The 26,298-nt window shown below is 31.7% G+C and carries 22 protein-coding genes; 6 read left to right on the top strand and 16 right to left on the bottom strand.

Features of this window, described 5'->3' with window-relative positions:
- The 15 genes from Q0997_RS04885 to Q0997_RS04815 form a co-directional block, all read right to left on the bottom strand.
- Positions 1-1,416 (bottom strand): contractile injection system tape measure protein, encoded by a 1,416-nt coding sequence (locus Q0997_RS04885; RefSeq protein ID WP_299885367.1) that lies wholly within the window; start codon positions 1,414-1,416, stop codon positions 1-3.
- 199 nt (positions 1,417-1,615) lie between these two features.
- On the bottom strand, positions 1,616-5,053 hold the full coding sequence (locus Q0997_RS04880) for a carboxypeptidase-like regulatory domain-containing protein (protein WP_299885365.1): 3,438 nt from the start codon (positions 5,051-5,053) through the stop codon (positions 1,616-1,618).
- A 12-nt stretch (positions 5,054-5,065) separates the two neighbouring features.
- Positions 5,066-8,056: a hypothetical protein gene (locus Q0997_RS04875; RefSeq protein WP_299885362.1), complete on the bottom strand. Its 2,991-nt coding sequence runs from the start codon at positions 8,054-8,056 to the stop codon at positions 5,066-5,068.
- Complete coding sequence (locus Q0997_RS04870; RefSeq protein WP_299885360.1) at positions 8,049-11,834, bottom strand: hypothetical protein; 3,786 nt, start codon at positions 11,832-11,834, stop codon at positions 8,049-8,051. Before Q0997_RS04870 ends, Q0997_RS04875 begins: the two co-directional genes overlap by 8 nt.
- Before the next feature lie 2 nt (positions 11,835-11,836).
- Positions 11,837-12,280 (bottom strand): GPW/gp25 family protein, encoded by a 444-nt coding sequence (locus tag Q0997_RS04865; protein ID WP_299885358.1) that lies wholly within the window; start codon positions 12,278-12,280, stop codon positions 11,837-11,839.
- 10 nt (positions 12,281-12,290) lie between these two features.
- Entirely contained in the window at positions 12,291-12,578 is a 288-nt protein-coding gene (locus tag Q0997_RS04860; RefSeq protein WP_299885355.1) for a PAAR domain-containing protein, read from the bottom strand.
- 5 nt (positions 12,579-12,583) lie between these two features.
- On the bottom strand, positions 12,584-14,329 hold the full coding sequence (gene vgrG / locus Q0997_RS04855; protein ID WP_299885353.1) for a type VI secretion system tip protein VgrG: 1,746 nt from the start codon (positions 14,327-14,329) through the stop codon (positions 12,584-12,586).
- Positions 14,326-15,018: a LysM peptidoglycan-binding domain-containing protein gene (locus Q0997_RS04850; protein WP_299885350.1), complete on the bottom strand. Its 693-nt coding sequence runs from the start codon at positions 15,016-15,018 to the stop codon at positions 14,326-14,328. The genes vgrG and Q0997_RS04850 overlap by 4 nt, the downstream gene beginning before the upstream one ends.
- Positions 15,018-15,203 carry a hypothetical protein gene (locus tag Q0997_RS04845; RefSeq protein ID WP_299885348.1) on the bottom strand — a complete coding sequence of 62 codons (186 nt, stop codon included), beginning with the start codon at positions 15,201-15,203 and terminating at the stop codon, positions 15,018-15,020. Before Q0997_RS04845 ends, Q0997_RS04850 begins: the two co-directional genes overlap by 1 nt.
- Positions 15,203-15,670: a phage tail protein gene (locus Q0997_RS04840; RefSeq protein ID WP_299885345.1), complete on the bottom strand. Its 468-nt coding sequence runs from the start codon at positions 15,668-15,670 to the stop codon at positions 15,203-15,205. The genes Q0997_RS04845 and Q0997_RS04840 overlap by 1 nt, the downstream gene beginning before the upstream one ends.
- A 17-nt stretch (positions 15,671-15,687) precedes the next feature.
- Positions 15,688-16,119, bottom strand: a complete 432-nt coding sequence (locus tag Q0997_RS04835; RefSeq protein ID WP_299885342.1) for a phage tail protein — start codon at positions 16,117-16,119, stop codon at positions 15,688-15,690.
- Between the two features lie 45 nt (positions 16,120-16,164).
- Complete coding sequence (locus Q0997_RS04830) at positions 16,165-18,255, bottom strand: phage tail sheath C-terminal domain-containing protein (RefSeq protein WP_299885339.1); 2,091 nt, start codon at positions 18,253-18,255, stop codon at positions 16,165-16,167.
- A 20-nt stretch (positions 18,256-18,275) separates the two neighbouring features.
- On the bottom strand, positions 18,276-19,514 hold the full coding sequence (locus tag Q0997_RS04825) for a hypothetical protein (RefSeq protein ID WP_299885337.1): 1,239 nt from the start codon (positions 19,512-19,514) through the stop codon (positions 18,276-18,278).
- 21 nt (positions 19,515-19,535) lie between these two features.
- The gene (locus tag Q0997_RS04820; protein ID WP_299885334.1) at positions 19,536-20,117 is read right to left on the bottom strand and encodes a DUF4255 domain-containing protein; all 582 of its coding nucleotides are present in this window, start codon (positions 20,115-20,117) and stop codon (positions 19,536-19,538) included.
- A 131-nt stretch (positions 20,118-20,248) separates the two neighbouring features.
- Positions 20,249-20,938 (bottom strand): response regulator transcription factor, encoded by a 690-nt coding sequence (locus Q0997_RS04815; RefSeq protein ID WP_299885332.1) that lies wholly within the window; start codon positions 20,936-20,938, stop codon positions 20,249-20,251.
- 325 nt (positions 20,939-21,263) lie between these two features.
- On the opposite strand from Q0997_RS04815, the gene Q0997_RS04810 reads away from it, so the two are divergent.
- Positions 21,264-21,485 carry a hypothetical protein gene (locus Q0997_RS04810; protein WP_299885329.1) on the top strand — a complete coding sequence of 74 codons (222 nt, stop codon included), beginning with the start codon at positions 21,264-21,266 and terminating at the stop codon, positions 21,483-21,485.
- A gap of 87 nt (positions 21,486-21,572) precedes the next feature.
- On the opposite strand, the gene Q0997_RS04805 is transcribed toward Q0997_RS04810, so the two are convergent.
- Entirely contained in the window at positions 21,573-22,817 is a 1,245-nt protein-coding gene (locus tag Q0997_RS04805; protein WP_299885326.1) for a sodium:proton antiporter, read from the bottom strand.
- Between the two features lie 126 nt (positions 22,818-22,943).
- Between Q0997_RS04805 and Q0997_RS04800 the strand changes: the two genes are divergently transcribed.
- The 5 genes from Q0997_RS04800 to Q0997_RS04780 are packed head-to-tail and all read left to right on the top strand — an operon-like array spanning position 22,944 to position 26,298.
- Positions 22,944-23,279, top strand: a complete 336-nt coding sequence (locus Q0997_RS04800) for an arsenosugar biosynthesis-associated peroxidase-like protein (RefSeq protein ID WP_299885323.1) — start codon at positions 22,944-22,946, stop codon at positions 23,277-23,279.
- A 33-nt stretch (positions 23,280-23,312) separates the two neighbouring features.
- Positions 23,313-24,377 (top strand): arsenosugar biosynthesis radical SAM (seleno)protein ArsS, encoded by a 1,065-nt coding sequence (arsS, locus tag Q0997_RS04795; RefSeq protein ID WP_299885320.1) that lies wholly within the window; start codon positions 23,313-23,315, stop codon positions 24,375-24,377.
- Between the two features lie 21 nt (positions 24,378-24,398).
- A complete protein-coding gene (locus tag Q0997_RS04790) occupies positions 24,399-24,917 on the top strand; it encodes a rhodanese-like domain-containing protein (RefSeq protein WP_299885317.1) in 519 nt (172 codons plus the stop codon).
- Between the two features lie 22 nt (positions 24,918-24,939).
- A complete protein-coding gene (locus tag Q0997_RS04785) occupies positions 24,940-25,545 on the top strand; it encodes a TIGR04282 family arsenosugar biosynthesis glycosyltransferase (protein ID WP_367180200.1) in 606 nt (201 codons plus the stop codon).
- Between the two features lie 24 nt (positions 25,546-25,569).
- Positions 25,570-26,298, top strand: coding sequence for a T9SS type A sorting domain-containing protein (locus Q0997_RS04780; RefSeq protein ID WP_299885313.1), 729 nt, complete (start codon positions 25,570-25,572; stop codon positions 26,296-26,298).

Here is a 26,298-nt window from a genome sequence, read left to right as displayed (position 1 = left end):
TTAATTTTTATTCCATTCTACAAATAGGATTTGTTTCATCCAATTTAATCTTATTGTTGTATAATTCCATGTTACATAGTTGAGTAAAATATCTACTGTTTGTCCCTCCACATAGAGATAATAAAATCCATTTTTAAATTTTAACACACCTTCTCTTTTCAAAAATGCCTCTCTAAAACCGTCCGGGCTTGTATTTTTTAAAGTATCCCAGTGATGTATTATTGCTTTAAGGAATTTATCTATTTCAGCATCTATAATTTCAGATGGTTTTATTTGAGTATTACAGTATTCATTAGGCCTTAAACCCGAAAGCACCTTTGCTAAGGTTAGTTTCCATTCTGGCGCCTCTTTTTCTCCAGTAACCAGATAGTGTAATAGTATTGGAATTGCTTTTTGATTTTGAATTTCTCCTTCACTACCTATGTAACCAAGAGTTTTTAGAAATTGAGGTAAAAACGCACATACAATAACAAGGCCTACTAAAGAAACATGTGTGCCATCCTCTATAACTTCTTTTACTAGATTTTTATCATTAAATTTAATTTCTGTTTCTAATGATGATTTCTTTAATATTGTTTCTTTATTAAACAATTCTTTAATCTCTTGCTTGGTTATTTTTGTTGATATAAATTCAACAATATTCACTTCATCTACCTTTAATAATTGACTGCTTATTTTTTGTATTATAGAATCGATTGATTCGTCTGTTAAATATTCTTCTCTATGAGTATGAAAGATTTGTTTGAAGAAGTTATGATAGAAATCTAATTCAGTTATATGAGAAAAATAATTAAGACTACTACAAATTAGTCTATATACGATTTTTAATTTTTTGGAAACATTTTTTATTTCCGTTAAATCATCAATCCATTGTGTTATTATATAATCTTTTTTTAAGTTAAAAAACCGAATAAAAGCATCCTTTTCCTGAATACTAATTAACCATTCTTGTCTTACCGCTTTATTAATTAAAAGTTCACTAAAAAATAATGCTATACTCTGGTCCCATTCATGCATTGACAATTCGATTCTCAATTGCCCAGTATTAATAAACTTAAGCACACGATTAGATTCGTACTGTTGAATTGAAACTGAAACAGTATTACTTGCATCTATTGCTTTTTTTAATTCGTAATAGATTTTATCCCAAATAACAGCTTTCAATCCTTGTTTGTCATTTCCAAAAAAGTTTGCCGAGGTAATATCTATTTCTATTTCTAAATTTTCAATGTCTATAACTGAATTTGGATCTATTAAATTCTCTGCATGATGATCAATAGCTTCCAAAATATTTTTCTTAGCCCAATCAACAAAATAATGTTCATTAACCAAGTCATTTGAAAATTGATCAACAACACCCAAATTGATATTGAATTCTGCTTCAAATATTATAGTATGATTTCTAGCTGCTATCATTTTTTTAATTAAAATATCCTCTAGAAGATGTGTAAACACACACCTTCTATGAGGATTAGACCTCGTAAGGTCCTTATAGGTTCAATTGCTTGCACCTTTCCCAAGAAAAGAAGAACACTTCACATAGAAATGGACTCTTCTTGGGGTTAGGCCTCGAAAGGCCCTAAAAAGAAGCAAAAACGCTTCTTGTACTATATATCTAACTTATATGAAAGCTTAATAAATTACCCTCATTAATAGTTACTTTAAATGTTTTTGAATGTTCTCCAAAAATTAATTCTCCATCTTTTTCAATAGACAACACCAAATAAAAATACATATTATGGTGTATAGAACTTAGTCCCATTGCTTTTATAGTTCTATTTCCTTTTTCTACAGAAAAATACCTGTCTGGCCTTATATCTATAGTCATTTTAGTATCTGTCACATCAAATTCATTTATACGACCAAAGTAATTAAGCGTACTAGAAGCTTCTTTTCTAAATCCAGAACCTGAAGTTGTTGTTTCTCTTTTCTTTGGTTTATATCTTAATAAATGTAATTTAGGGTTGTATTCTAACCACTTTCTATTACTTCCTAGCATATTTACCTCTATTAAATGTACTTCCCCATCAATACTATTTTCTTCAGGAGGATTTCCACCATCCCAATTGTTATCCGCTGGAAAGGCTATTAAAGAATTAAAATCTCTTTTCTCGACTCCCCATCTAAGGTTTATGGTTGGTAAATCACTACTTACAATTTCGGTTGTAGGTGTTTCTGTATCAGGGTTTGGGGTTGGCAATTCAGGCAAATCTTCAGGGTTTACTACCATAAAATTCATAGGAGTGCAAGATGACTTACACATATTTGGCACAAAGAAATCTGCTATGACTGTTCCTTCCTGAAACTGATTAATTAATCCCACCAATTCTTGGTTGGATAAATCGTCTTCTTTAGCTCCATCAATGATCTCAAAAACATCATTTAATCCTGTGGCCCGTACAGATTCATTATTGTTTTTTAAATCCATAAAAGATCTTCTGGTTCTTTTACCGGACCTTGTAGCTCCAAAGACTTGATTTAATGCAGAACTTCCAGGTTGAGCTGCCTCAAATGAGGCTGAACTAGCAAAAGAACCTGTAGCTGAAGTAACTGTTGATTGAGATAAAATAATTACTACAGAATTAGTACCAGTAGTAGAAACTTCTTCTGTTTTATAACCAACAAAAGAGACTACTAAAATGGCATTTGCATTGGTTACAGTAATTATAAAATTCCCATCTACGTCTGTTATAGTTCCATTAGTAGTTCCTTTTTCAATAACACTAACTCCAGGAATAGGCGCTCCTGTTACTGCTCTTACAGAACCAGTTACACGACGTGTTGTATCTCTAATTTCAGGTTTATCATGGTACACTAAAATTAATGTACCTCCAGTAGTAACTCCTGCTTTATGTTGAACACCTGGGTTTTTATAGGCATATAATGCAAATGTTTGATTAGCAATAAATAAAACATAATTAATCAAGAAATTTCGATATAGCACATTAAACACTTCTGCTTTACATATTCTAATGACTGCATCAAGACTTTCTTCCCAAAGTGATGGCAACTCAAAATCTGAATTACCTGTATCTGCATTATCTATTGCTAATAACGTGTAAGCTGCAAATTGAGAAGCGTCTTCCAATCGTTGTGTTATATCTGCTATACGAAGTTCAACTAAACCATCTGGAAGCGCTTCATATATCTTTTCCAAATAATACATTACATATACTGGACTTAATAATTGAATTGGCACTACAGCAGAAGATATAAAAACTTCTGGAACAACATATGGCTGATTTTTAAATGGTGCGTATAATGTGTCAAAGTCGGCTCCATAGGTATTAGCTGGAGTTCTGTAGTTTGGAAATTCTTTCCTAACTAATTCAGACTGAGGCAAATTATTTGTAGGTACTGGCCCTTGATCTGCATTAACTTTTTTCAGGTTATAGAAATATGCCATTACTTTAATTATAGTACAACGTAGTTCAGCTGCGTGAGCATCATATTGTGATTCAATATCTGCAAAATAGCATCGTATTTCTCCTACTATATCTTTGTTTCCAGAAATAATTTCTGCTAAAGGAGCTGCGCTTGTCAATAAACTTTGAATAAGAGCAAAAATATCTCCATTAAGTGCTACTACATCTATTGGTAGTCGTTTTTCTTTTTTAATTTCGTTTACTTGAGATAAGGCAGCTTTCCAATCCATTCCTACATGCCCTTCTACTCTTAAAAAATTATAAGGCTCTAAATCATAACTCAATGGATCATTGAAATATGGATTAGTATTATATAATGCTGTGTCAAACGACAAATTAGTATTCCCTTTTTTAGTTTTAGTTTTTTTAAGATTCCAATTATTATATAACTCATTTGGAGCTCCTACAATATCATAATAGTATGGAATCGCCTTATCAGAAAGAGGAATAGAACCATAATTACTAGGGGTAATTTGAACTCCTCTTCTTTGATTGGTAGCTTGAAAAGTTGTTCTTGGAATAGATACTTTTTGAATAAGTAGTGCTATTTTTTTTAACAGAAACTTAATACGTCCTTCAGAACAATGGCCACATGAAAAGGCAGGAGACGGAATCCAATGATGTCTAAAATTATCCGGAGAAGGCACTACATCTCCTAAAATAAGATGTCTTGGAAACAACGCTTCATTAGGACAACAAAGAGAAAGGCAATCGTTACACATATTACGCATCTCTTCATAAGCCATTATTAAATCTGAGAAAAAATCATAGTAATATTGAATATGTAATAATTGCTGTGCGGTAATAGTTCCATTAAACAAAAAAGCGAAGTTATTTCTAAGCCCTGAAAATGGATTACTAGGAAATTCTTCTTCAATATAATAACCAAAAGAATTATAAGCAGCTCCCAATACATTTTCTATATTAAGTATAAAATCACTAGTCAATACATTTAAAAACCCCTTAAGAATAGCTGGTGAACTTAATAATAATGTGGATGGCACATTATACTTTGGCATTTTTATCTCTGGCCACTCTATGCAAGAAGGTTCATGCAAGAATGGAACATCATCTTCGTTAAAAATGAGCTCATTAATATGATCTTTAGCTATCAATAAAGGCCTATGAGCAACCTCAACAGTACATCCTTTATCGTCACAAGAATCAGGATCACAGTTTTTATTATCTACTTTAAGTAGTTCTACAAAAATAACCACAACCTTATCTTCTAGAAAATCTGCACTTAATGGTATTTGAATTTCGGCAGCACCATCATTATGTAATAAATGCAACGGAAATTTTTGAGTATCATCTGGATTTAAAAACGGCCTGTAAAAAAACTCTTGCTCAGCAGAAAATTTATCATTATAAAAAGTATACGTGGTTTCTGGAAAAGGGACTAAATAGCCTTTTGAAGTGACTCCCACACCTTGAGATATAGTTAAAGCTGTACCTGTATTGTTTACGCTCACATTCATGCCACATAAAATACCTATACCAATCAAGGTACTTCTAGTGAGTCGTTGTTGCTCTTCCAAATAGCCAAACATTTGATTAAGGCTTTTCTCTGTAAGCACTTGATCTGCTACAAATTTTGGATACCGATCATATTGAATAGATTGTGCCATAAGATTTTTATTTTAAATGATAGTACTATTCAGCCTTACCCTATTTTCATCATCTCCATCTTCACAATCATGTAAAGTGGCCTGAGGATAAACGCTTTTTAAATTTTTAAAAGTTTCTATTAATTGAACAAGTTTATTATGTAAATCAAGTGTATCTGGTATTGGTTTTGCCAATTCTGATAGCCAGTCACAATAATCTGTCTCAAATTGTTGTAATTGTTCTTCTGAAACCCAACAAATTTTCACGCCAAGGTGAGCTGGAGTTTCTAAACGGATTGTTTTTTCTGCAAATTTTCTAAAAGCTATACCTCCATTGGCAACACCTTGTTCTCCATTTAAAATTACAGTAATTCGAAACGAATAAGGGTCTTCCTCTCCACATAACTTACAATCCTTATCTATGCAAATAGGAAGAAATGGATCTCCATCTGGCGGAATAGCTAAAGCATTATTTCTAGGTCGCAGTAAGATATGCTCCACTAAATATACTTTCTCCGCTAGTATTATTTTGTCGATAAAAGCTTCAATTTTATCTTTTTGATTATTTGCTGTTACTTCTAAAGCAAAAGTATTAGAGGAACTAGCTATAACCTCACCATCTGCATTTTCTAATTGTATTACAAATGATCCTCCATCTGAAACAACATTAAGATTTGTTTTAAAAGCAAGTAATTCTATAGCAAGTTGCCCTGCGATTTTTAATTGATTTCGTAAATCATATTCTTGATTAACATCTAATAACTCTACTCCACTTAAAAGCTGTTCTCCTAGGTTGTCTTCTAACTTCCAATTTCCATCCCATTTTCCTGTAGTATTTTTATTAACTTCATACTTCATAAAAGAGTTCGCTCCATTCAAGCCGAGTACAACCTTTATTCTTTCACTTAATCCAGATACATTTTCTGAATTACACACCTTAGTTTCGTCTTTATAGTTAAATGCTTTCGCTCGATTAGCTGAAATAACTGGAAGCTTCTCAAGGAAATTAATCTTATCGAATATAAGTTCTTCTTTTGCTTTTTGTTCAGCCCCATAGGCTTGATATAACATAAGTGCATAATCACTAAAAGATTCTGCAAATCGTGCTAAAAGATGATCTAAAAATCCATTTCTACGTTCTAAAAATTGTTCTCTTGCTTCTAAAAGATCATGAAAAGAATTATCATCTACATCTAGATAAAGCTCGGACACACCTTTTAATTCTTCATCTTTAAATAAATCGGCAAAATAAGTTTTGGAAATAGTAGGATTTATAGACAAAATGTCTTTAAAGTTTTCCAATTGTTTTATAAAAATAGAGAGTAAATGTTCAAATAATAATAAATATGCTTTTAACTGCTTTGCTTGTGCTTTACGCTGAAGAGTTGATGGTTCTTTTAATCCATGAGGTCCAACACCATAGGTTTCTGGCAAATGATATTGCATAGGATAATGTCCATCATGGTTAAGATAATCACCCGTTGGAATTCCTAAATCATTATCTGTTTGTTTTACCTTGTTTTGCTGTCTAATTCCTCTCCACATTTGCAAAGTATCATGCAACTCATCTTGATGTGGTATAAAAGGTAATTCATCTTTAAAAACCAGAACTTTTGAAGCATGAATATATAGTCTTGGTTGATGACCTTGCTCAATATGTAACTCCCATGGCTGAGATTCTACTAACTTTCCTGTATTATCATAACGAGTAACAACTATATTCTTAACCGCAACAATACCTTCTACATCCATTAAAATATTTATAATATCTGAAGTATAAATAGTCGTTCTTAAGTTTGAGTTATCTAATTCTTCATCCAAAATAAACCCATGCTCTAATTTGGGTCCTTGAAAAATCTCCTCTGTATATTTTCCGTCTGTAAGTAGTTCACTTAGTGTATAGAATTTCACTACTGGGTTTAGGTATTCTGATATTAAATAATAAGCTTCCCCTAAAACCTCTTCTATATCTGCATCTGGAGTCATTTCAATATCCGCACATACTCCAACATCTACAATTGGCACTGTAGTTATTTTACAATAATCTTCAGCTAAATTTCTATGCTCATGAAGTTTAGACTCTGCTTCTTTTACTGCTTCATTAGCTTTCTGAAGTTGATATAAATACTGACTAAAAGGTCCAGTGAGGGTAATATCTTCAAAAACAACTTGCAAGTCGTTTTTTTGAATAGCATCTCTACCTTTATTGGTTTTAAACCAAACTTTTACAGGTAATTCAACCAAAGTAATAGTTTCTATGCCACTCGGTGTAGTTACTTCATATGTAACATCTATACGTAAAGGGTTTCTAAGTGCTTTATAAAATGCAGCATCAGCCACATCAATATGATAATGTGTTAACTCTAAAGTAAAATCACTAATATCTCCAGCAACTATAACACGCATTAAGGCATCATTTAATTGAGCTTGATGCCATGGACTAAATCTTATTTCAGCCGTTGCTCTATGCATATTTCCAGTAAATGAAAATTGATGAAAAATCTTTCCCCCATTTAAATCACCATATTGAGTATCTACTTTTAGTTCTAATAATGTATCCCAAAAACCTTTAATATGAATAGGATGTTCGGTTTCCTCATATGTTAATTCACTTTCACTACAGTCGCCATAAAAAGAAGGATGACATGGACAAGGTGTACATTGCATCCAAGCATTTGCAATTCCTGGCTGATCTATAAGTACTTTTCGCCAATCATTATCTGTAAAAGGGTTAATAGTTAGAATTTCACGAGCAGTATAAAAGCACTGATCATCCCATTTTAATTCTTGATCTGTCCTATAAGCTAATAAATCTTCTATGGAGAAGCCTAATTTAAAGCCAATCTCAGTTTGCGAATAACACAATAATTCTAATAGAGTAATACCTGGATCATGAATATTATAATCGGTCCAATAGGTACTACCTAATTTTTCAATTAGCTCTATGCCTTTTTTGCGAAGCGTAATATAATCTTCACTTTCCCTAAAATTAGGTTTTTTTAATATGGTTACATGATTATTCATCTACGCAATCTATCTCTAAAACTGTTTCTGGCGCTTTTAACAACACCGTTAAATTATGTTTACTAGCTGGAACCGAAACCAATATTGACCTAGCCGTTGAAGCAACAGCTTCTTCAACTTTTGTAGTATCTCCATTAGATTTTATATGAATTAATTCAAAATCTGTTAAGAAATCTACATATCCCAATTCCTCAATAAAATCGATAAGCACTGATTTGTGAATACGTCCTCCAAAATTAAGATCTGTATCTGATGTGAAAGCCCAAGGACTTAAGTAGTTCATAAGATCATTCTGTATTACGCTTTTATAATAATTAATATCAGAAAATTCTTTTCGTAATGTGATATTACATTTCACTTTTACTTCTTCAAAATCTGGTTGAGAAGTATGTAAGGTTATATGACAAGATGTTCTTTTTCTTAAAAATTCTTTTATAGCTTTAAGAGTACTTTTCTTTGTATATGGTTTTAATGGATCTATATCATTTCTATTCGAAAGATTAGGAATGGTTATTACTGCAATATGACCAGGAGCTACTTCATTATATATTAAATTAGCTTCATTTAAAGAGCCTTCAATTTTTGTATGATTTAGGCATTTTACTTTATAAATTTCAGGAAAGGCCTGTAGTATAAGCTTTTCTATATCCCATATCGTTATTGCTCTATCTTTATGTCTCAAGCGTTCGGAAGCTCTTAAGTAAAATGCTTCATCAGATTCCTCTGAATTCCCTTCAAAACTGGTGAAATTTTGTGTTATTTTTTTCAATTTCGCATCAGGAATCAATAGCTTTTTAATTTCACCAGCTACCGACATCATACTTTTATATTCTGTACCATCTGGTATTACTCTTTCTACAATAATCGAATTTGGATATACCCCAATAATTTTAGCTACAGCATTTGGTGATTTAGTAACTAAACAGCGAATCCATATAAGATTGTTTTCAAAGGCAGTATGCACTAAACTTGCATCTTCTGGGATTATAAAATTAATAAGACCAGATTCTATCAATCCACTAGTATTGTCTCCTACACCATCATCGCTAAAATTCACCCACTTATTGTTAGCTATTAAATATTGCCAAACCAAGTGATTCTCTGGCTTCTCTAATAATGGATCTTCACTACCTTCTTGTATTTGAAATAAAATCGATTGCGTATCACCAGGTTCTATATTCTCAATTCCAATAAAAAAACTTCCCTGAGATTTATACGTTCCATTAGTTTTGCTTATGAACTTGCTAAGTAATTTTGGGTTCTTTTTTTGTAAAACTTTATGTTGTTCACTATCTCCAAATGGCCCAGTATGAAAAAATTCTAATGGCCGTTTCGAAAATACATTTACATTATTAGTAAACATTCTTAAATTACAACTTGCCTCATAGCTTACACTAAAAGACTCTAAAGTAGGCTTATATGGGTAAGCTGGTGCACTAGCTCCTTTTTCGTTCTCTTTAAAAAAACTTTGTAATGCTAAATAATAGTCTCGATGTCCAAAATCATGATTAAGTTTAACTTTGATATAGCCATTAGTTGAATTACTACTATAAGAGTTCCAGGTTTTAGATTTATCAAGAAATATTTCTTTATGCAAATCATTTGTTAAATCTAGTACAAGACCTAATTTATCTACAACCTTATATACAGGAATTGTTCCAATTACTTTATCTACAATATCATTATTCAATACAGCTTCACTTTCTTTTCCTGTAATTGTTTCCCATTTATTCTTACTTAATTTTAATATCTCCACACTTGGTACATATTGGGTTCTATCTGAACTATAAAAGGGAGTATATAGCGAACTCGTAGACGCATCATAGTCTAATGGAATTAAACTCATATCTCCATCATTATTCCTAGGAATATCCTTCCACTTAAAATTTAATTGAACCTTAGCTCCTTGTTTATAAAAAACCTCATCACTTCCAATAATAAAGGAATTACCTACTGTAGGTTCTGCTCCCCATGGATGAAAGGGTTTTGAAGGATTAAGTGGACTCGTATCATTATGCAATTCTAAATTTTTAATTCCTCCTTCATTATATGATCCTGTGGTTTCTCCAACCTTCACTTTTAGTTCAACTCTATATAAAGTTGTACTACTTAACGAATCGTATAAAAACGGTTGGTTATTTTGATGTTTTAATACAATTCTTAAAACAGGTTCGGTAGCTGTTAGTGTTCCTAAATGAACATCTTTATTATAAGCTACTATGGGATCTTTATCGGCCGGAACTGTAAATGTGAATTGCATTTTATTTAATGCGCCATTAGGAGGTATTGTTGCTTGCGTATCTAACTCTAACCATTCCTTTTCAGTAGTTATAAACGCTTGATAATCTGAACTATTTAATGTAAGTGATTTGCTTAATTGTAAGGTTAATTGAATTTCTCTTTCTCCTTCTTTTAATCTTAAATAATGCGATGCAATCGCAAAACCAACCTCTGCTTTTGGCATATTAACAGCACTTAATTCGCCATTTTCGAATGTTTTAATATGAAATGGATGCCAAGCTATTGCATCTTCACTCAATACTTCCCCTAATCCATCTGCACTATTTATTATAGGAGCTGAAAATAAACGTCTATTATTAATAGTTGTACCAATATTATCATCCTCATCTCCAAAATACAAAGAAGAAAGATGTTTAATTTTTGCTTTATTAAGAACAGTCTCTCTTATACTTTTATAAATGATAACCTCTCCATTATCATCTTTTGGCCCCATAAACAAAGTGTTATTTTTTAAAGCATATGAAGAAGTCACTTTATTTAACTCAATAGACAAAAAAGCTTTGTCTGGGTTTTGCTCTAGAGGCCTCAATTTCAACACATCCTTATAATAGAAGTCAAGATGTCTCCCTGTTAATTCATTTAAATGCCACTTGGTATCGTCAAGAATTTGTAACCAAGTTAGGTAAAGCGCATAATTTGGTTTATGGTGAGGCCAATTAGATACATACTTTTCTATATATTTTTGAGAAAGCTTTACAATAAAATTAACTGAAGCACTTATCTCATCAAGAATACTTGTAAAAAAATTATGTTGAGTTACATATTTAATCCTTTTTTTAAAACCAGTAAGCCCTCCAAAAATTGAAGTATCTGAGGCTATAGCTCCGAAATAAGAATCAAAATCAACTCCACTTATATAACGTTGTTCGGAAAGATTAGAAAAACCATTATTGATCACATCTTTGTGACTTAAAATTGATCTACTGAAAATATTTGTATTTATGACTTGACTTTGAACAATTAGTCGTTGAGCTACAGTTCCTTCTAAAGAAGCTTTATAGTATGCAAAAGTTCTAGATTCTAAAGGTAAAAGCTTCGCTTGTATATGATAAAGTAGAATCTTGTTATACTCATCGTCTGCTTTTGTTACTTGGAATAACTGATCTACTATAGCTAAATAAGATAGAATAATGTCAAAAAGTTGGGTATATGCTTTTTTTAATCCATTCTCATTTGTCTCTATATACAATAACACCTCTCTAATATATTTAGATAATGTTTCTGGTGGATAACTCGCCACAAGAGCTAGTTGTGCACTAACATTATTAGTAAAGAAAGGCTCCATACTACCAACCATATCATTATTTATAGAAGTATATCCAATGTGCTTAGAAAACTTGCTCGCCCAAACCATCCAATCTTCAGTAGATTTATCTAAAACCTCAACAGAAGACGGACTTAATTTAGCAAGAACTCTCTGTCCTTGACTGGTGCCATTTCTTTTTAAAGGGTTTCTATTTTCCGAACAGTCACTCATAATTATATAGCTAAAGGGTGGTTGTTGGTTTCATTATTTATTTCTGTTGCTTCCGAGCTGTAAAAAGGAAAAACAAAATTGAATCTACTATTAGTTGCACTCACTATATATTCAATAGAGATGAGCAAGACGCCTTCATTTTGATTAGAATCATCTAACGTTATTTTCTTTGCCTCAATTCGTGGTTCAAAATATAAGATGGAAGTTCTAATGCGTTCCTTAATCATTGTTTTAGTACCTGTATCTAATGATTCAAATAAAAGAGGCTCCATATGGCAGCCATATTTAGGTTGCATGACACGTTCTCCTGGTCTTGTTGTTAAAAGAATCTCTAAACTCTTTTGAATATCATCATACAATTTGGTTGTCTCAACCTCACCGGTTTCACGATTAAATTCGGGAGGAAAACTCCAACCTACTCCAATAAAATCTTGCGCATTATTCATATTGTATATTTTATCCTATTAATACGTTGAGTGCTCCCAAAACAATTGTTCCTCCATGACTTGTTGAGTCTCCTAATCTAGCAGCAGGCATACCTTCAATCATAACAGTTGACGAACCAGCTAATATTGTATCTGGTGGTCCAACACAAGTACACATATCTCCTACCCTAGCAGCTGGAACACCAGCTATAGTTACTGTAGCAGCTCCTAATGAAATAGGTCCACCAACATGCGGAACTATTCCCGTTACCATTGGACATACATGAAGATCTCCTATTCTTGCTCCTGGCGCTCCCATAATTATTAATTTAATTGTACCATACTTCCTTTAACAGCTGTTGATCCTCCAGATGACAATTCGGCTCCAGTGCCTCCTTCAACTTTAGTCATAGTTCCACCCTTAAGTTCTGCATTAGAACCAGATTCCATTTTAAGATCTACCGAGGCTTTTACTTTAAGGTCTTTTATACTTTCAATTTCAATTCCACTATCATTCATAATTATTTTATTGCCATTACTATCTTCTAGGGTAATACTAGTATCATCGTCATTAAACAAAAGTTTATGTCCACCAGGTGTTTCTAATAAGATAGATTTCTTACTATCGTCAAATAATAATTTTAATTTCTCTAGAGATTGATATCCTTTTTCAGGATTATCGTTTGCAGCAGGAAAAGGAGCTGGATTTTTACTACTATGTACTTTACCGAGAATCACACCAAATCGAGGATCAGTATTTAAAAACCCAGTAATTACCTCGTCACCTACTTCTGGTCTAAAGACCCAACCTCTCTCATTTCCAGCATCTAGTGAGCATAGTCGCATCCATGCGCCTTCGTCACTATCATGCACCATTGGAAGTCTTACTTGAATTCTTTCTTCTCCATCTGGGTCTTCCAAACTTGTTACTACTCCAATATGCAATCCTTGTACTGCTGGCAATAAGGCTGCCGCCTTAGGTTGTTCTAATACAAATTTTTCTGCAAAACGCTCCATAGGAAGACCAAACTGAATAAAGGTTTCCCAATTACCTTTTTCTATATGATGTCTTACCCCAGAAACCATTACTTTACCTTCAAACCGTTCACCTACATTTTCCAATGCTATTAATTGCCCCGGCAAAGGGAGCTGAGTACCGTCAATTTTTAGTGTACCTCGTATTTTTGCCAAACGCTGTTTTTTAAATATACTATCTGCCCAAACTTGTAATTCTGCTTCTCCTAAGGCTGTATGGCGTAATTCTAATTGAGAATTACCAGTAGCCTCGGCTAAATTAGATGCTGCTATATTTCCAACAGCTGGAACATTTGGATCCTTAGCTTCAGTAGTTATTGCTTCTTGATCTGCTGGATTCCAGCTAATTGATTTTAAAACTTCATATTGATATCTAGAATCAATTTCTGCATCTAATTCTTTTATCGTAGCTCCATATGCTAATGTAAGAATGGGGTCTTGAGAAAAATCTGGAGATTTAAAGCCTACATTAGTTCCAGCCTCTGTAGTTATCCAAAAACCATTTTCTTCTGCTCTACAAGCCATAAAGTCCCAATCTGTACAATTAAATTGTACGAGTTTCTTGTTTGTTATTTCAGAAGTATCACTATCTAAACTTAAACCGTAATCATTGCATAATTGATCTGCCACCTCATTATCCTTCAAATCATGAAAATAGTTGCTCTTTAATTGAGTTGTCATTTTAATAGCTTCGTGTCGACATTCGATAACTAAAACAGAAACACTTTTCCTTACTTTAATACTATGTTTTATTGTAATACCTTTAAAGATTGTCTCCTCGTCATTTTGATAACCTGCTAGTATTTCTATTGATTTTCCCGGAATGAGCTCTTCACTATTACTAGCTGGAAAGCCTTGCTCTGCAGCAGAACCATCTTGAAATAAAATTGTCGCTTTGGTAATCGTATTAATTTCTTTTTCGACTACAATACTTAATACCTTAAATTGCTCGGACAACTTATTACCATCTAGAAGTATAGTAAAGGTTGAAACCGATTTAGGCTGCGTACTTGGTATTGTGTTTACTTCACTCATGCCACAGGTGTATTTTTTTCGATTGGAGGAAAGAAAATTTGGTCTCCAGGTGACAGCTCTCTAAAACTTGAAAGTTTATTTACTTTTGCAACTTGAAGATAATAACTAGAACTTCCGTAAATTTTAAAACACAACATAGGTAATGTATCTCCCGATTTTATTAAACGATAATGTGTCATATCTGGAGATTCACGACGCTCTTCTGCTGTTCGTAAATTATCTTCTATACTACCTGTAAAAGTAACTTTACAAATAGCTCTAGTTGGTTTTCCATCTGGATTGAATAATTTAAAATTAATGTTTAAACCAGTACATCTTCCTTTAAATAATAAGCTTCCCCATAATACTTGAAAATGTTTAGGTTCATGTATGTCTCCTTCATATTTTAATAAAAGATCTCTTAATTCTGTAATATCATCTTCAATAGATTCTCGTGGATTATCGTCTAGTATTCCATAACTATCAATTAAAAACTCAAAACTCATTTCGTTTGGTTTAGAGACAGTAAAACGCTGTTGAGAACTACTTGTCCCTTGTCCTTGACCATCCTGATATTCAATTTTATAATCCAGATCATACGTTTCTGGATTTAACATAGCGGTAAAGGTTTGTTGCTCAGAAGGTGAATCTGAATAATCGGCATTCTTAAATGCAATAATCTTAAGCTTCTCAATTTTACCTAGAGCCATTATCTTTCAGTTTTACTATTGATAATTTGAATTATCTGTTCAATTACATCTTTTGCAATTTTTTCGGCATCCATTTTCTTTTCTGTGCTCTGTTCAGAAACAGGCGTGCTACTACCTTCTCCACCTTCAGAACGTGCCTGATTTACCGAAACATTTACTTTTAAATTTTTAATACTTAAAGCCATTATCCTTTGTCTACTTTAAAATAATTATATGCTATTTCTAATGTTTCTACCATAATTGAATTGTCGGTAGAGTTAAGATCACTAACACTCCATTTTCTTGGCCATGCTCTAAACACTTTCCATGTTAATAATGGTTTATGTTCATTATTTAGCAAATGAATATTCATAGAAATGGGTTTATACTCTTTATCATATAATGCATCTTTAAACCACTTAATAACTTCAGAATCTAAGAGAAGCCCTCTTTTTAATGTGAGGTCTGAAAACTTACTTCGACCAGGAATTTTATGCTCAAAGAGGTTTTGCCCACCTTCTTTAATACTTTCTACTTCCAACTCCATATTTAGTCCTCCAACACTTTGAAAGCGAACATCATTGTCATTTCCAACATTGATAAACTCTACTTTAAAATGAAACCCTACAGGAGGAAAATATCCTCCAGCAGTATGTAAATCTACTTTAGCCACTCATTTTTATTTAATTGTTATCTACCTGCCAATGTCATTCCTTCATGAGCTATTTCTAAAGTCTCGATAGCAACTTCATTTCCATCTGCCTTCATATCACTAGGTTGCCATTTTATAGGAAATGCGTTTTTAATTTTCCAGGATACAACGGGTTCATGATTTTCATTTAATAGACTAATAGTGAGATCTCTTCGTTCTACAGTAGTCATGTTTATTGAATTAACCCACTCATGAAAATCAAAATCTTCAGTAAACGTCCCTCTTTTTAAAGTGACATTACTATATTTTTGCATACCAGGCATTTTAATCTTGTGAAACTCCGGACTATCACCATGTCTATACTCAATAACATCTGTTTGAAAGTCAAGCCCTGAAACCTCACTAAAGCCAACTTTGTTTCCACCCCATTCTACTTTAAAATGAAACTTTGGTAAAGGATAATTTTCCATAATTATTATTATTTAGTTATAAATTCTCTTTGCGATTTTAAAAAATTAAGATTCTGCCAGTTTATGAGAAAATTGCAGGATAATAAACTCTGCAGGTCTTACTACTGCCATTCCTATTTCAACAATCATCTTTCCTTCTAATATGTCTACAGCAGACATCGTTTTTCCTAAACCAACGGCAACATAAAATGCGTGTTCAGGTTTTGCGCCTTGCAACGCGCCTTGACGCCATAAATTTGTCAAGAAATTTTCAATCATAGTTTGTACTTTAATCCATGTATTAGCATCATTTGGTTCAAAAACAAAAGGTTCTGTAGATTTTTTACAGCTTTCTTCAACCATATTAAAGAAACGCCTTACACTTATATATCTCCATTCATTATCATTTCCTGCCAATGTTCTAGCTCCCCAAACTACAGTCCCTTTTCCTGTAAAACTTCTAATAGCATTAATTGATTTTCCTGCTACTGCATCTACATTAATATTGGCCTGCTCTTCATGGCTTATTTGAACTGATGGCTGACTAACCGAAGACACACTTACATTTGCAGGAGCTTTCCATACACCTCGTGCATTATCAACTTTAGCATATATGCCAGCCATTGGTCCACTAGGAGGCAACGTATTAAGAGTCTTTTCAATATTTTTTACAATATTGCTAATAACTGAATGCTTTTCATACAGAGCATCTTGAGCTGCTTTTGTATAACTATTCGCTGCATTAGTTACTGTATCTGCAAAAGCAATAAGCTTTTCATAGGCTCCTAATACATCATTAGCCATTTGTTTTGCCATAAAAACATGTTCCCCTGTATCCGTATTATCTCCATAATCCTTTATTGAAGCTGTAATAGAAGCTAAAGTAGATCCTACCCATGTTTGACTCGCCGGAATAACATTATCTCCATCTCCATCGACATATTCGGCATAGACATTAGCAATAGGAGATAATGCATTTAATGCCATGACATCTGTATTTTTATCGATTGCTACTAAATCGTTTATAGCGCCTCGCCATAAATTATTTGAAATTGCATAAGAATTAATATCCATAGCTACTGAACTAGAAGCGTCTAATTCTTCATAAATATCTTGAAATACCATTAATGAATTTCTACTAAACGAGAAAAGTGCTTGAATTGCAGGTAATACAGCTACAGAATCGCTAGCACTATCTACAGCTCTTTTATATATTAAAAACTTTTCTTTTAATGTTGTTGCTTCTGTACCAATTGGTAATAATGCACCTGTTGTTTCGTTTGCTGTTTTTAAAGAAGTAATATGGTCTGCTACTAAAGTTGAATTCGCTGCTGCCGCATCATAAGCTTCAATTAAGGATAAGTGTTCTGCATCTGATGACAGATCATTTAATGTTATTGGATTAGTTCCTGTATCTTCGATGTTATCCCTAAAATCACTGATATTAACTTTTCTAGGATAGGTTGATACAATTCTAGGTGTATAAACAGCACCATATTTAAGATCATTTATTCCAATATTATTTCTATAATTAGAAATAGCTTCATCCAAATCTGAGCCTGTAATATTCTCTTTTAAATCGAAAAGTCCCACTCTATCTTGCAACTTTGCACATTGCTGTAAGGCCATTTGTTGTAGACTATAAAAACCTGGATCATCATTTCCATTAACGACAACATTTATTGCGTCTGGAAACAGAATAATAGTTGGTTCGTCATATTTTTCTAGAGCCTTTACTCCACTTCTTAATCCTGGACTTGCACTATCATTTTCATCTCCGTAGACTGGAGCTGTTCCATAAGTTCCTACAGATACTATATAACAATCTCCACCGCCGTTATCAAAAAACAAACGTAAACTATCATACAAGAGATACCTCTCTGTATTAGCAATATCAATACTATCTACTGCAAAATTATTGTTCTCATCTACAACCACATCTATTTCATTTACCGGGTTGTCATTACCATAATAATTTCTATACTCTATAAGAGATGAAATACGAGTAGGTATTAAATGAAGAGATTCTCCTCTTTTTTCTGCTTTTTCCGTATAACCTACAAAGGCTGGAATTGCGGTTTCTACTTGAGCAACCGATGGTGGTAATTTTGGTATTTCCTCAACATATACACCTGGTGTTTTAAAAACTGTGGCCATAATTTATGATTTTAGTTATTCTATAGATTCAAAAATGTTTCACTTACTATATATTTATTTTCATCATCAAGAATTGATAACTCTCGATGTCCTGGTACTTTTGTTTTTTTTAATGCATCTGATCCTGTATAGGTTACAGATATAGTATCTATTGCCTGTTCATTCATTCTTACAGGAAGTCTACTTCGAAAGATGTTTCCTCCTAGATTATCAAATTCAATATTTCCATCGTCATCAACGATATCGGTTACTAAATTTGTTTTACATACATATTTTAGCAAATATTGAGCTGGCGCAAATCTGATTTTATAATTTCGAACTTCTATTTCTGTATTTTCTGGAGCAATGGTGTAGAAGCTTCCATCTTCTTTTAAAATGCGATATTCATCCTCGGTAGCAAGACTATTATTGTGAATATTAATAAGTCCTATATAAGGCTGCCAATCGTTTTCTAACCTGAAATAAAAATATTCTTCTTGAGAATTTATTGTTACTCGGTATATACCTTCCTGAAAAGGTATATTTAACTCATCTAAGAAATTAAGAGACACTTTATTTATTATATCTTCTGTAGGGTTTTCGATAATACCAATAGTTGTTTTTTTCAATTCAATATCAAAGTCATTAGTGATAATATTATACTTATAATAAGTTATCTCAATTGTCGTCGAAGGATTATTTAATGATATTGTTGTGGCTGTTCCAGTAAATCGTATTGCTGTCTCTGAAGTAACATAACTCACTTCTTCTAACTCCCTAAATTGTTCATCATCATTTAGATTACCTGTATTTGCATCTACTTTTTTTAAACACTCATAAGCTACATCAGATCCGTTACGCACTAAATCATTATATGCATATGCCTGAGTTGCATCAAATATTGGGAGTTTTTCATTTAGAAAAAGAATATTATCTATAGATTTATTATTTCCATCAATAATAGAATTTGTATTGCTGAAATATAATTTAACATTATATGGATCTATTGAAGTATAGTTCGTTATACTTGAAAAATTAGAGTCAATAATTTCAATAAAAAATTGAAGTTTAAAATCGTTACTCAATTTTAGAAGTGGTATTGTATCATCTATATGTTTAACTAATACATAAAGTTTATTTTGAAAAAACTTTACAATTAAACCTGCACCAATTAATATCTTTCTCGTCTTTACAGTAGGAACAATTCGTAACAACGAAGGAGTTGTTACCGAATAATAATCGTGTTCAAGTTCTATAGTAAAAATGAGCGAGTATCGCATAATTATTTAATTAAAGTTCTTTTAAATGACATTTTTATTTGTGATTATTTCTTGTATTAATCCAGCTCCCGTTTGATTATCTTGATCTGCAATTACAACCATCCTCATTTTATACAAGACAGAAGGAAGGTATTTACCTCCAAGTGTACTCCATAAATGATTGACTTGTTCGAAATTCATAGTGTACAATTCCATATGCAGTTTTTCGATACCAGAATCAAGAGAAGGAAATGTGTCTCTTGTGAAAAAATTTGTGCTTTGAAAACATTGAATTACATTAGAAATCCTACTTAAAGCTGTTGTATAACTATTCATATTAATAGAGAACAATACATATAAATTAAGTGGAATTCTTGGGTTCGTTTTTATTACACCATCTAATTGACGGTAAACACCATCTGGGCTTTTAGAAATACGATCCTCTTCAATGTTAACTAAAGTAATTACTACTCCTGTAGTATTCTGAGAATTAGTAGTATCGCCATTGTCTAAAATATTTGCAATATTTCCTAAAACGGCATACTTTAATGTTGATGCTCCAAGCAAACCTTGCAAATACAAATTAGTTTGATCTTCTATAAAAGATAAAGCTTTATTTATCATATTCTAAACTAAAAGAGGTTGGTTATTTTACGCTATTTACTTACCCAAACGCGCTGATACTAAGCTCTTAAAAAATAGATTTCAAATCAATCCCTAAAAATGGGGATTTTATTGAGTTTAGTATTAAAAATCTATAACTCCATAATTTTAGAAGCTTCTTTAATAAGCTGAGCCGTATTTTTTACTTTAAATTTTTCAATTAAATGCTTACGGTGAGAAATTGCAGTGTGATTACTTATAAAAAGTTGATGAGCAATTTGTTTTGAAGAAAAACCATCAGCAATTAATCTTAATACTTCTTTCTCTCTAGGCGAAATGAGTGCCTTAGTTTTTTTTATATGATTATAGTTATTAATACTATCACATGGCTTTATACATCTTTCAATTTGTTTTTTATCAGATATATCAAAAAAATAGTTTACTAGTATTCTTTCTTGTTCCATTTTATAAAGTGAAATTTCATGTTTTAAAAACATTTCTTTTCCTTGCTGATTGATTACCGTATATCTAAGTGTAAGTGAGTCTTGATCTGCTTGAGTTTTTAAAAAACTAAAAAGTTTATATTTTATTTCTAATACCTCATCTACCATAATCATAGAAAACCAAAAATTTAAATCTTCATGAAGTAATGCGTTATAATAGTTACCAATATTTTTTTCAAACTTCTTATTATGATATAGAAAGCATTTCTTATCTATATTATAAACACTTATCATTAAATTTTCTGAACACTCGCAAGCATAAATAAGTTTGGAGATTTTTGAAACAAAAGCATCATCGCCAATAGAGAAATATTTTAAAAACGTAGCAGTTTGATCCATATGGACAATTATATAACCTATTGATTTATAGATGTAAAATTGTATATTTTCCACCTAACAAACAAATATCTTAAGAAGGATTTTACCCTTTTCTACAGGGGGAAAAACACCTATTTCTATAAAAATTAGACTCATATAAACATAAATGTATTGTAATAATCTACTAGAAATAACTTCGCAAAAACAATTTTGATAAATCGCTTTTATGCTAACCATTTCTCTCCATTAGCTTTAACAATCGACTTATAAGTTAATTTTATGATTTTATTAGTAATAATGTTAAAATGTTTAATTATTTTTATAAAAAGTTAAACAATTTAATTATATGGATATTTTAATAGAAGCTCTGGAGTTTGAAAAATCTAAGATGAGCCATATGTCAACAAGTGATCGTGTGGTAGCTTCAAGAAAAGCAAAAGCATTAATATTGGGCATTAATGAAATATATAAAAAAAATAAAGATGCAAAACTCATGGACATGATGAAACGCTTAACAGAAAAAAAGCGTAAAATAGAAAAGCGTCTTAAAGGTAGGCCTACAGTATAAACACATCATCAATATAGATATATATTGTGATTAATAGCGGGTAATGGATTTGACTCTAGTTTTTTAGTTAAATCCATTATTTTAATTTTACTTCACTTCTACTTTCTTAACTAACTTTCCAACTGTTAATCCTTGTACTAGGATTGAAAAGACAACAACTATATAGGTAATAACTAAGAATAAATCTCTATTCATTGCATCGGTTAGACCCAATGCTAGAGCAATAGATATTCCTCCTCGTAATCCACCCCAAGTCATTATAAGATTCGTTTTGGGAACAAATTTTAATTTCTTTTTAAATAAGTTTATTGGTAATAATAAAGACAGATAACGACAAGCTAAAACAACAGGAATAGCTATTAAACCAGCTAAAACATACTCCATTTTAAAGGTAAGCACTAACATTTCCATTCCTATTAAAACAAATAAGATGGTATTTAATAATATGTCTATAAGCTCCCAAAATTTATCCACATAACTTTCGGTTATCTCACTCATTGCCGTGCCTCTCACAGTATCATTACCTACAACCAAGCCTGCTGTTACCATTGCTAATGGAGCTGATAAATGAAGTTTATGGGCAATAACTGTCCCACCCATAACAGCAGCTAAAGTAATAATCACTTCAATATCATAATCATCTATAGATTTCATTAGTCTATAAGTTATCCAACCTAGAATGCCTCCTAAGAGAATACCACCAAACACTTCTTGGCCAAACAATTTAAATACATTTAAAGCTTCTATCTCGCCTGTTCCAACTTTTGCAATTTGAAAAATAGTTAAAAATACTACAACGCCAACACCATCATTAAAGAGTGATTCTCCAACAATTTTAGCTTCTAATTTTTTAGGCACTCCTGCTTTTTTTAAGATTCCTAAAACCGCAATAGGATCTGTAGGAGATATTAATGCTCCAAATAATAAACAGTAAATAAAAGCTATATCTAACCCAATTAATTTAAGAAAAAAGAAAACGGCTCCACCTACTAAAAATGTAGATAATAAAACCCCAAAAGTAGAAAAGACTAAAACTGGCCAACGCTGTATTTTTAATTGCTGAAAATTAGTATGCAAAGCACCTGCAAACAATAGAAAACTTAACATTACATCTAATAAGACTGTTTTAAAATCAATTTGATTTATAATACTAAGTTCTGCTTCAAGTAATGTATCGTCAAAATAGCTTAATCCAAAAACTCCTAATGTAAAAAGAATGGTAATCAACATTAGTCCTATTGTATTTGGTAGCTTTAAAAAACGAACATTAATATATCCAAAAGCAGCCGAAAGCACGACTAATATTGTAATAATAGAAAAAGAACTATCCATAATTTTATATTTTTCGGTGCCAAAGTTAAAAATTTAAAACCCTATTTTTAAAGATTCTGTTAAGTATTATTAATCTTTTCGACTAATTCAATTAGATTTATACCTTAGCTGAAAATTTATAATCTTATGTCAAAAACATATTACGATCCGGCGGATTTGAGGAAGTTTGGTAAAATCACGGAGTGGAGCGAGGCTTTAGGAAGTAAGTTTTTTGAATACTATGGCAAAGTATTTGAAGAAGGTGCTTTAACTGCTAGAGAAAAATCATTAATAGCATTAGCTGTAGCGCATACAGAACAGTGTCCGTATTGTATTGATGCTTATACTAAAGATGGGTTACAACGTGGTGTTACTAAAGAAGAAATGATGGAAGCCATACATGTTGGTGCTGCTATTAAAAGTGGAGCAACATTAGTACATGGTGTACAAATGATGAATAAAGTAAATAAATTAGATGGTTAAAACTATCTAATTATAGAATAGTCAAAATAAGAAATGACGAAATTAAAAACCCAATCACTACAGAAACGTGATAGCCATTTAGCAAATAGTAATAAACAATTAGAAATTTTATCTAATGGTATATTTCAAAGTGGAGAACTACCTACATTTAAAAGTCAAATATCTAAAACAGATCAGTTTCCATTAAAAGCAAGAAAACTAGAAATATTACAGATTAATGTAGGCTATATGTGCAATCAAGTATGTGAACATTGTCATGTAGATGCAGGTCCAGATAGAAAAGAAATCATGACACGTGAGACCATGCAACAAATTCTAGATGTTATTAAAACTACTGGAGCGCATACATTAGATTTAACAGGTGGTGCGCCAGAAATGAATCCAAATTTTAGATGGTTTGTTGAAGAAGCTTCTAAAATTGGAATAAAAGATTTTATTGTACGTTCTAATTTAACCATTATTAGAGCTAACAAAAAGTATTATGACTTGCCTGATTTTTTTAAGAAACATAATATACATGTTGTGTCATCTATGCCACATTGGACAAGAGGAAAAACAGACAAGCAAAGAGGTGAAGGCGTTTTTGATATGTCTATAAAAGCTTTACAAGAATTAAATGATCGTGGTTATGGTATGCCAGACAGTAATTTAAAACTTGACTTAGTCTATAATCCAAGTGGTGCTTTTTTACCAGGAGACCAAATGGCTATGGAAAAAGACTTTAAAAAAGCTTTAATAGAAGACTTTGGCATTCAATTTCATAATTTATTTGCAATAACGAACCTACCAATTTCAAGATTTTTAGATTATTTAATTGCATCAGAAAATTATGAAGATTATATGTATGCTTTAGTAGAAGCTTATAATCCTGAAGCAGTTAAAAACGTTATGTGCACTAATACACTTTCTGTTAGTTGGGATGGTTATTTATTTGATTGTGATTTTAATCAAATGTTAGAACTGCCAGTTAATAGTAAAGCAAAACATATTAGCGAATACAAAGAAGAACTATTAGAAGGTAGAAATATCGTTATTTCTCAACATTGTTATGGCTGTACAGCAGGAGCTGGCAGTAGTTGTCAAGGTGTTGTTGCCTAATTAATTTTCAATATTTTTGTTATGAGACGTATTATTTTATACTTATTAGTTTTAATTTCTAGTGTTAGCTATTCTCAAAATACTCTAGAAAAATTATTAAAACAATATAATGATAATGGCGTTCCTTATATTTCGGCCGAAGAGCTAGCAATGCCAAAGACAAAAGATGTTATTCTACTTGATTCTCGTGAACCTAAAGAATTTAATGTTAGCCATTTAAAAGGTGCTATTTGCGTTGGCTATGACAATTTTAACTTAGATTCTGTAACTACCCAACTTCCAAATAAAAATCAAAAAATCGTTGTGTATTGCTCATTAGGTATTAGATCTGAAACTATTGCTGAAAGATTAAAAGCAGTAGGCTATACAAATGTTGAAAACCTTTACGGAGGTATTTTTGAATGGAAAAATAAAAACTTCTCAGTTTATAACACTTCGAATAAAGAAACCGATAGTATACATACTTTCAATAAAGATTGGAGTAAGTGGCTAAAAAAAGGCATTAAAGTCTATGAAAAAGAAGTCGCTGAAAAAAAATAAAGATTGAAAAGCCTAAATTATTTTGAATAACAAAAATCTCATTATAACTTTTACTAGAAATCCTGAACTAGGGAAAGTAAAATCAAGACTAGCTAAAAGTATAGGTGAAGTTTCTGCATTAGAAGTTTATAAAATATTACTTAAACATACAGAAAATGTTTTAAGAAATCTTAATTGTGATAAAGCGGTTTATTATTCTGTAAAAATTAGAGAAAATGACATATGGAACCCTGATATCTATCAAAAGTATCAACAATTTGGAGATGATTTAGGTGAGCGCATGCAAAATGCTTTCATAAATGGTTTTAAAAAAGGCTATGAAAAAATAATAATAGTAGGAAGTGATTTATATGATCTAAATCAAGAAATCATCAATAAAGCCTTTCAAAAATTAGACGATCACGACAACGTTATTGGCCCTGCTGAAGATGGTGGATACTACTTATTAGGTATGAAAACACTACATCCATCTGTTTTTAAAATAGAAAACTGGGGCACAGAAACAGTATACCAACAAACAATTTCAAAATTAATTAATAATAATGTGTATGTTTTAGAAACTCTTAACGACATAGATTATGTCGAAGATTTAAAACCTTACGAGGCCTTTAAATCGTATATAGAGTAATATTCAAAAAATAAACACATTATTATGAAAACAAAACTACTTTTATTTGCAGCATTATTTGCTGTTTCTTTTCAATTTACAAATGCGCAATGTTCAAGATCTGGAACATTTGTTCAAAGTGACCCAGCTTATAGTATTAGTGGAACTGGAAATATTACTTTTACTACAAGTGGGACTAAAGAGGTTATTTTTGAAGCAGATTTTGCTACTGTTCAAGGAGCAGATTTAAGAGTATACCTGTCTAAAACTGATGATATCTTAGCAACAAACTCTGACGCTCTTGAAGTATCGGTTTCTCCACTTGAAAATGATGCTGGTGGATTTGGAGGTCCAGGAGTATCTCCAATTACTGGCATGATGTCTTTTACTATTCCTGCAGCTGCAAATGCAGAACTAGATACTTATAATTATATTGTTATACAATGCATAATAATTAATGAACGATGGGGACATGTAACATTAGGTGCTAACACAGGCCCAGATTGTAACGTATTAAGTGTTGAAGAAAACACATTATTAAATGCAGTAAATTTTCATCCTAACCCTGCAAGTGATGTTATTACAGTTAATAATGACAAGCAATTAGAATTAAGTATTGAAGTTTATAATGTTCTAGGAAAAAAAGTATTACAAACAAAAAATTCTTCATTAAGAAAACAAACAATTAATTTATCATCATTAAAAACTGGCGTATATTTGACACAAATAAAAGCTGGTGGTAATAGCATTACAAAAAAGCTTGTAAAGCAATAG

The organism is uncultured Lacinutrix sp. (assembly GCF_947500325.1).
GTDB lineage: Bacteria > Bacteroidota > Bacteroidia > Flavobacteriales > Flavobacteriaceae > Lacinutrix.
Note: the sequence above shows the minus strand (reverse complement) of the source record. Positions and strands in the feature narration are given on the sequence as shown.

What these genes read in the sequence shown, in the direction of transcription:
- Q0997_RS04835 (WP_299885342.1), bottom strand. Translation starts at nt 16,119, where the DNA reads ATGGAAAATTATCCTTTACCAAAGTTTCATTTTAAAGTAGAATGGGGT.
- Q0997_RS04800 (WP_299885323.1), top strand. Translation starts at nt 22,944, where the DNA reads ATGTCAAAAACATATTACGATCCGGCGGATTTGAGGAAGTTTGGTAAA.
- Q0997_RS04790 (WP_299885317.1), top strand. Translation starts at nt 24,399, where the DNA reads ATGAGACGTATTATTTTATACTTATTAGTTTTAATTTCTAGTGTTAGC.
- Q0997_RS04825 (WP_299885337.1), bottom strand. Translation starts at nt 19,514, where the DNA reads ATGCGATACTCGCTCATTTTTACTATAGAACTTGAACACGATTATTAT.
- Q0997_RS04820 (WP_299885334.1), bottom strand. Translation starts at nt 20,117, where the DNA reads ATGATAAATAAAGCTTTATCTTTTATAGAAGATCAAACTAATTTGTAT.
- Q0997_RS04885 (WP_299885367.1), bottom strand. Translation starts at nt 1,416, where the DNA reads ATGATAGCAGCTAGAAATCATACTATAATATTTGAAGCAGAATTCAAT.
- arsS (WP_299885320.1), top strand. Translation starts at nt 23,313, where the DNA reads ATGACGAAATTAAAAACCCAATCACTACAGAAACGTGATAGCCATTTA.
- Q0997_RS04815 (WP_299885332.1), bottom strand. Translation starts at nt 20,938, where the DNA reads ATGGATCAAACTGCTACGTTTTTAAAATATTTCTCTATTGGCGATGAT.
- Q0997_RS04805 (WP_299885326.1), bottom strand. Translation starts at nt 22,817, where the DNA reads ATGGATAGTTCTTTTTCTATTATTACAATATTAGTCGTGCTTTCGGCT.
- Q0997_RS04860 (WP_299885355.1), bottom strand. Translation starts at nt 12,578, where the DNA reads ATGGGAGCGCCAGGAGCAAGAATAGGAGATCTTCATGTATGTCCAATG.
- Q0997_RS04875 (WP_299885362.1), bottom strand. Translation starts at nt 8,056, where the DNA reads ATGAATAATCATGTAACCATATTAAAAAAACCTAATTTTAGGGAAAGT.
- Q0997_RS04780 (WP_299885313.1), top strand. Translation starts at nt 25,570, where the DNA reads ATGAAAACAAAACTACTTTTATTTGCAGCATTATTTGCTGTTTCTTTT.
- Q0997_RS04845 (WP_299885348.1), bottom strand. Translation starts at nt 15,203, where the DNA reads ATGGCTTTAAGTATTAAAAATTTAAAAGTAAATGTTTCGGTAAATCAG.
- Q0997_RS04830 (WP_299885339.1), bottom strand. Translation starts at nt 18,255, where the DNA reads ATGGCCACAGTTTTTAAAACACCAGGTGTATATGTTGAGGAAATACCA.
- vgrG (WP_299885353.1), bottom strand. Translation starts at nt 14,329, where the DNA reads ATGAGTGAAGTAAACACAATACCAAGTACGCAGCCTAAATCGGTTTCA.
- Q0997_RS04810 (WP_299885329.1), top strand. Translation starts at nt 21,264, where the DNA reads ATGGATATTTTAATAGAAGCTCTGGAGTTTGAAAAATCTAAGATGAGC.
- Q0997_RS04850 (WP_299885350.1), bottom strand. Translation starts at nt 15,018, where the DNA reads ATGGCTCTAGGTAAAATTGAGAAGCTTAAGATTATTGCATTTAAGAAT.
- Q0997_RS04880 (WP_299885365.1), bottom strand. Translation starts at nt 5,053, where the DNA reads ATGGCACAATCTATTCAATATGATCGGTATCCAAAATTTGTAGCAGAT.
- Q0997_RS04865 (WP_299885358.1), bottom strand. Translation starts at nt 12,280, where the DNA reads ATGAATAATGCGCAAGATTTTATTGGAGTAGGTTGGAGTTTTCCTCCC.
- Q0997_RS04870 (WP_299885360.1), bottom strand. Translation starts at nt 11,834, where the DNA reads ATGAGTGACTGTTCGGAAAATAGAAACCCTTTAAAAAGAAATGGCACC.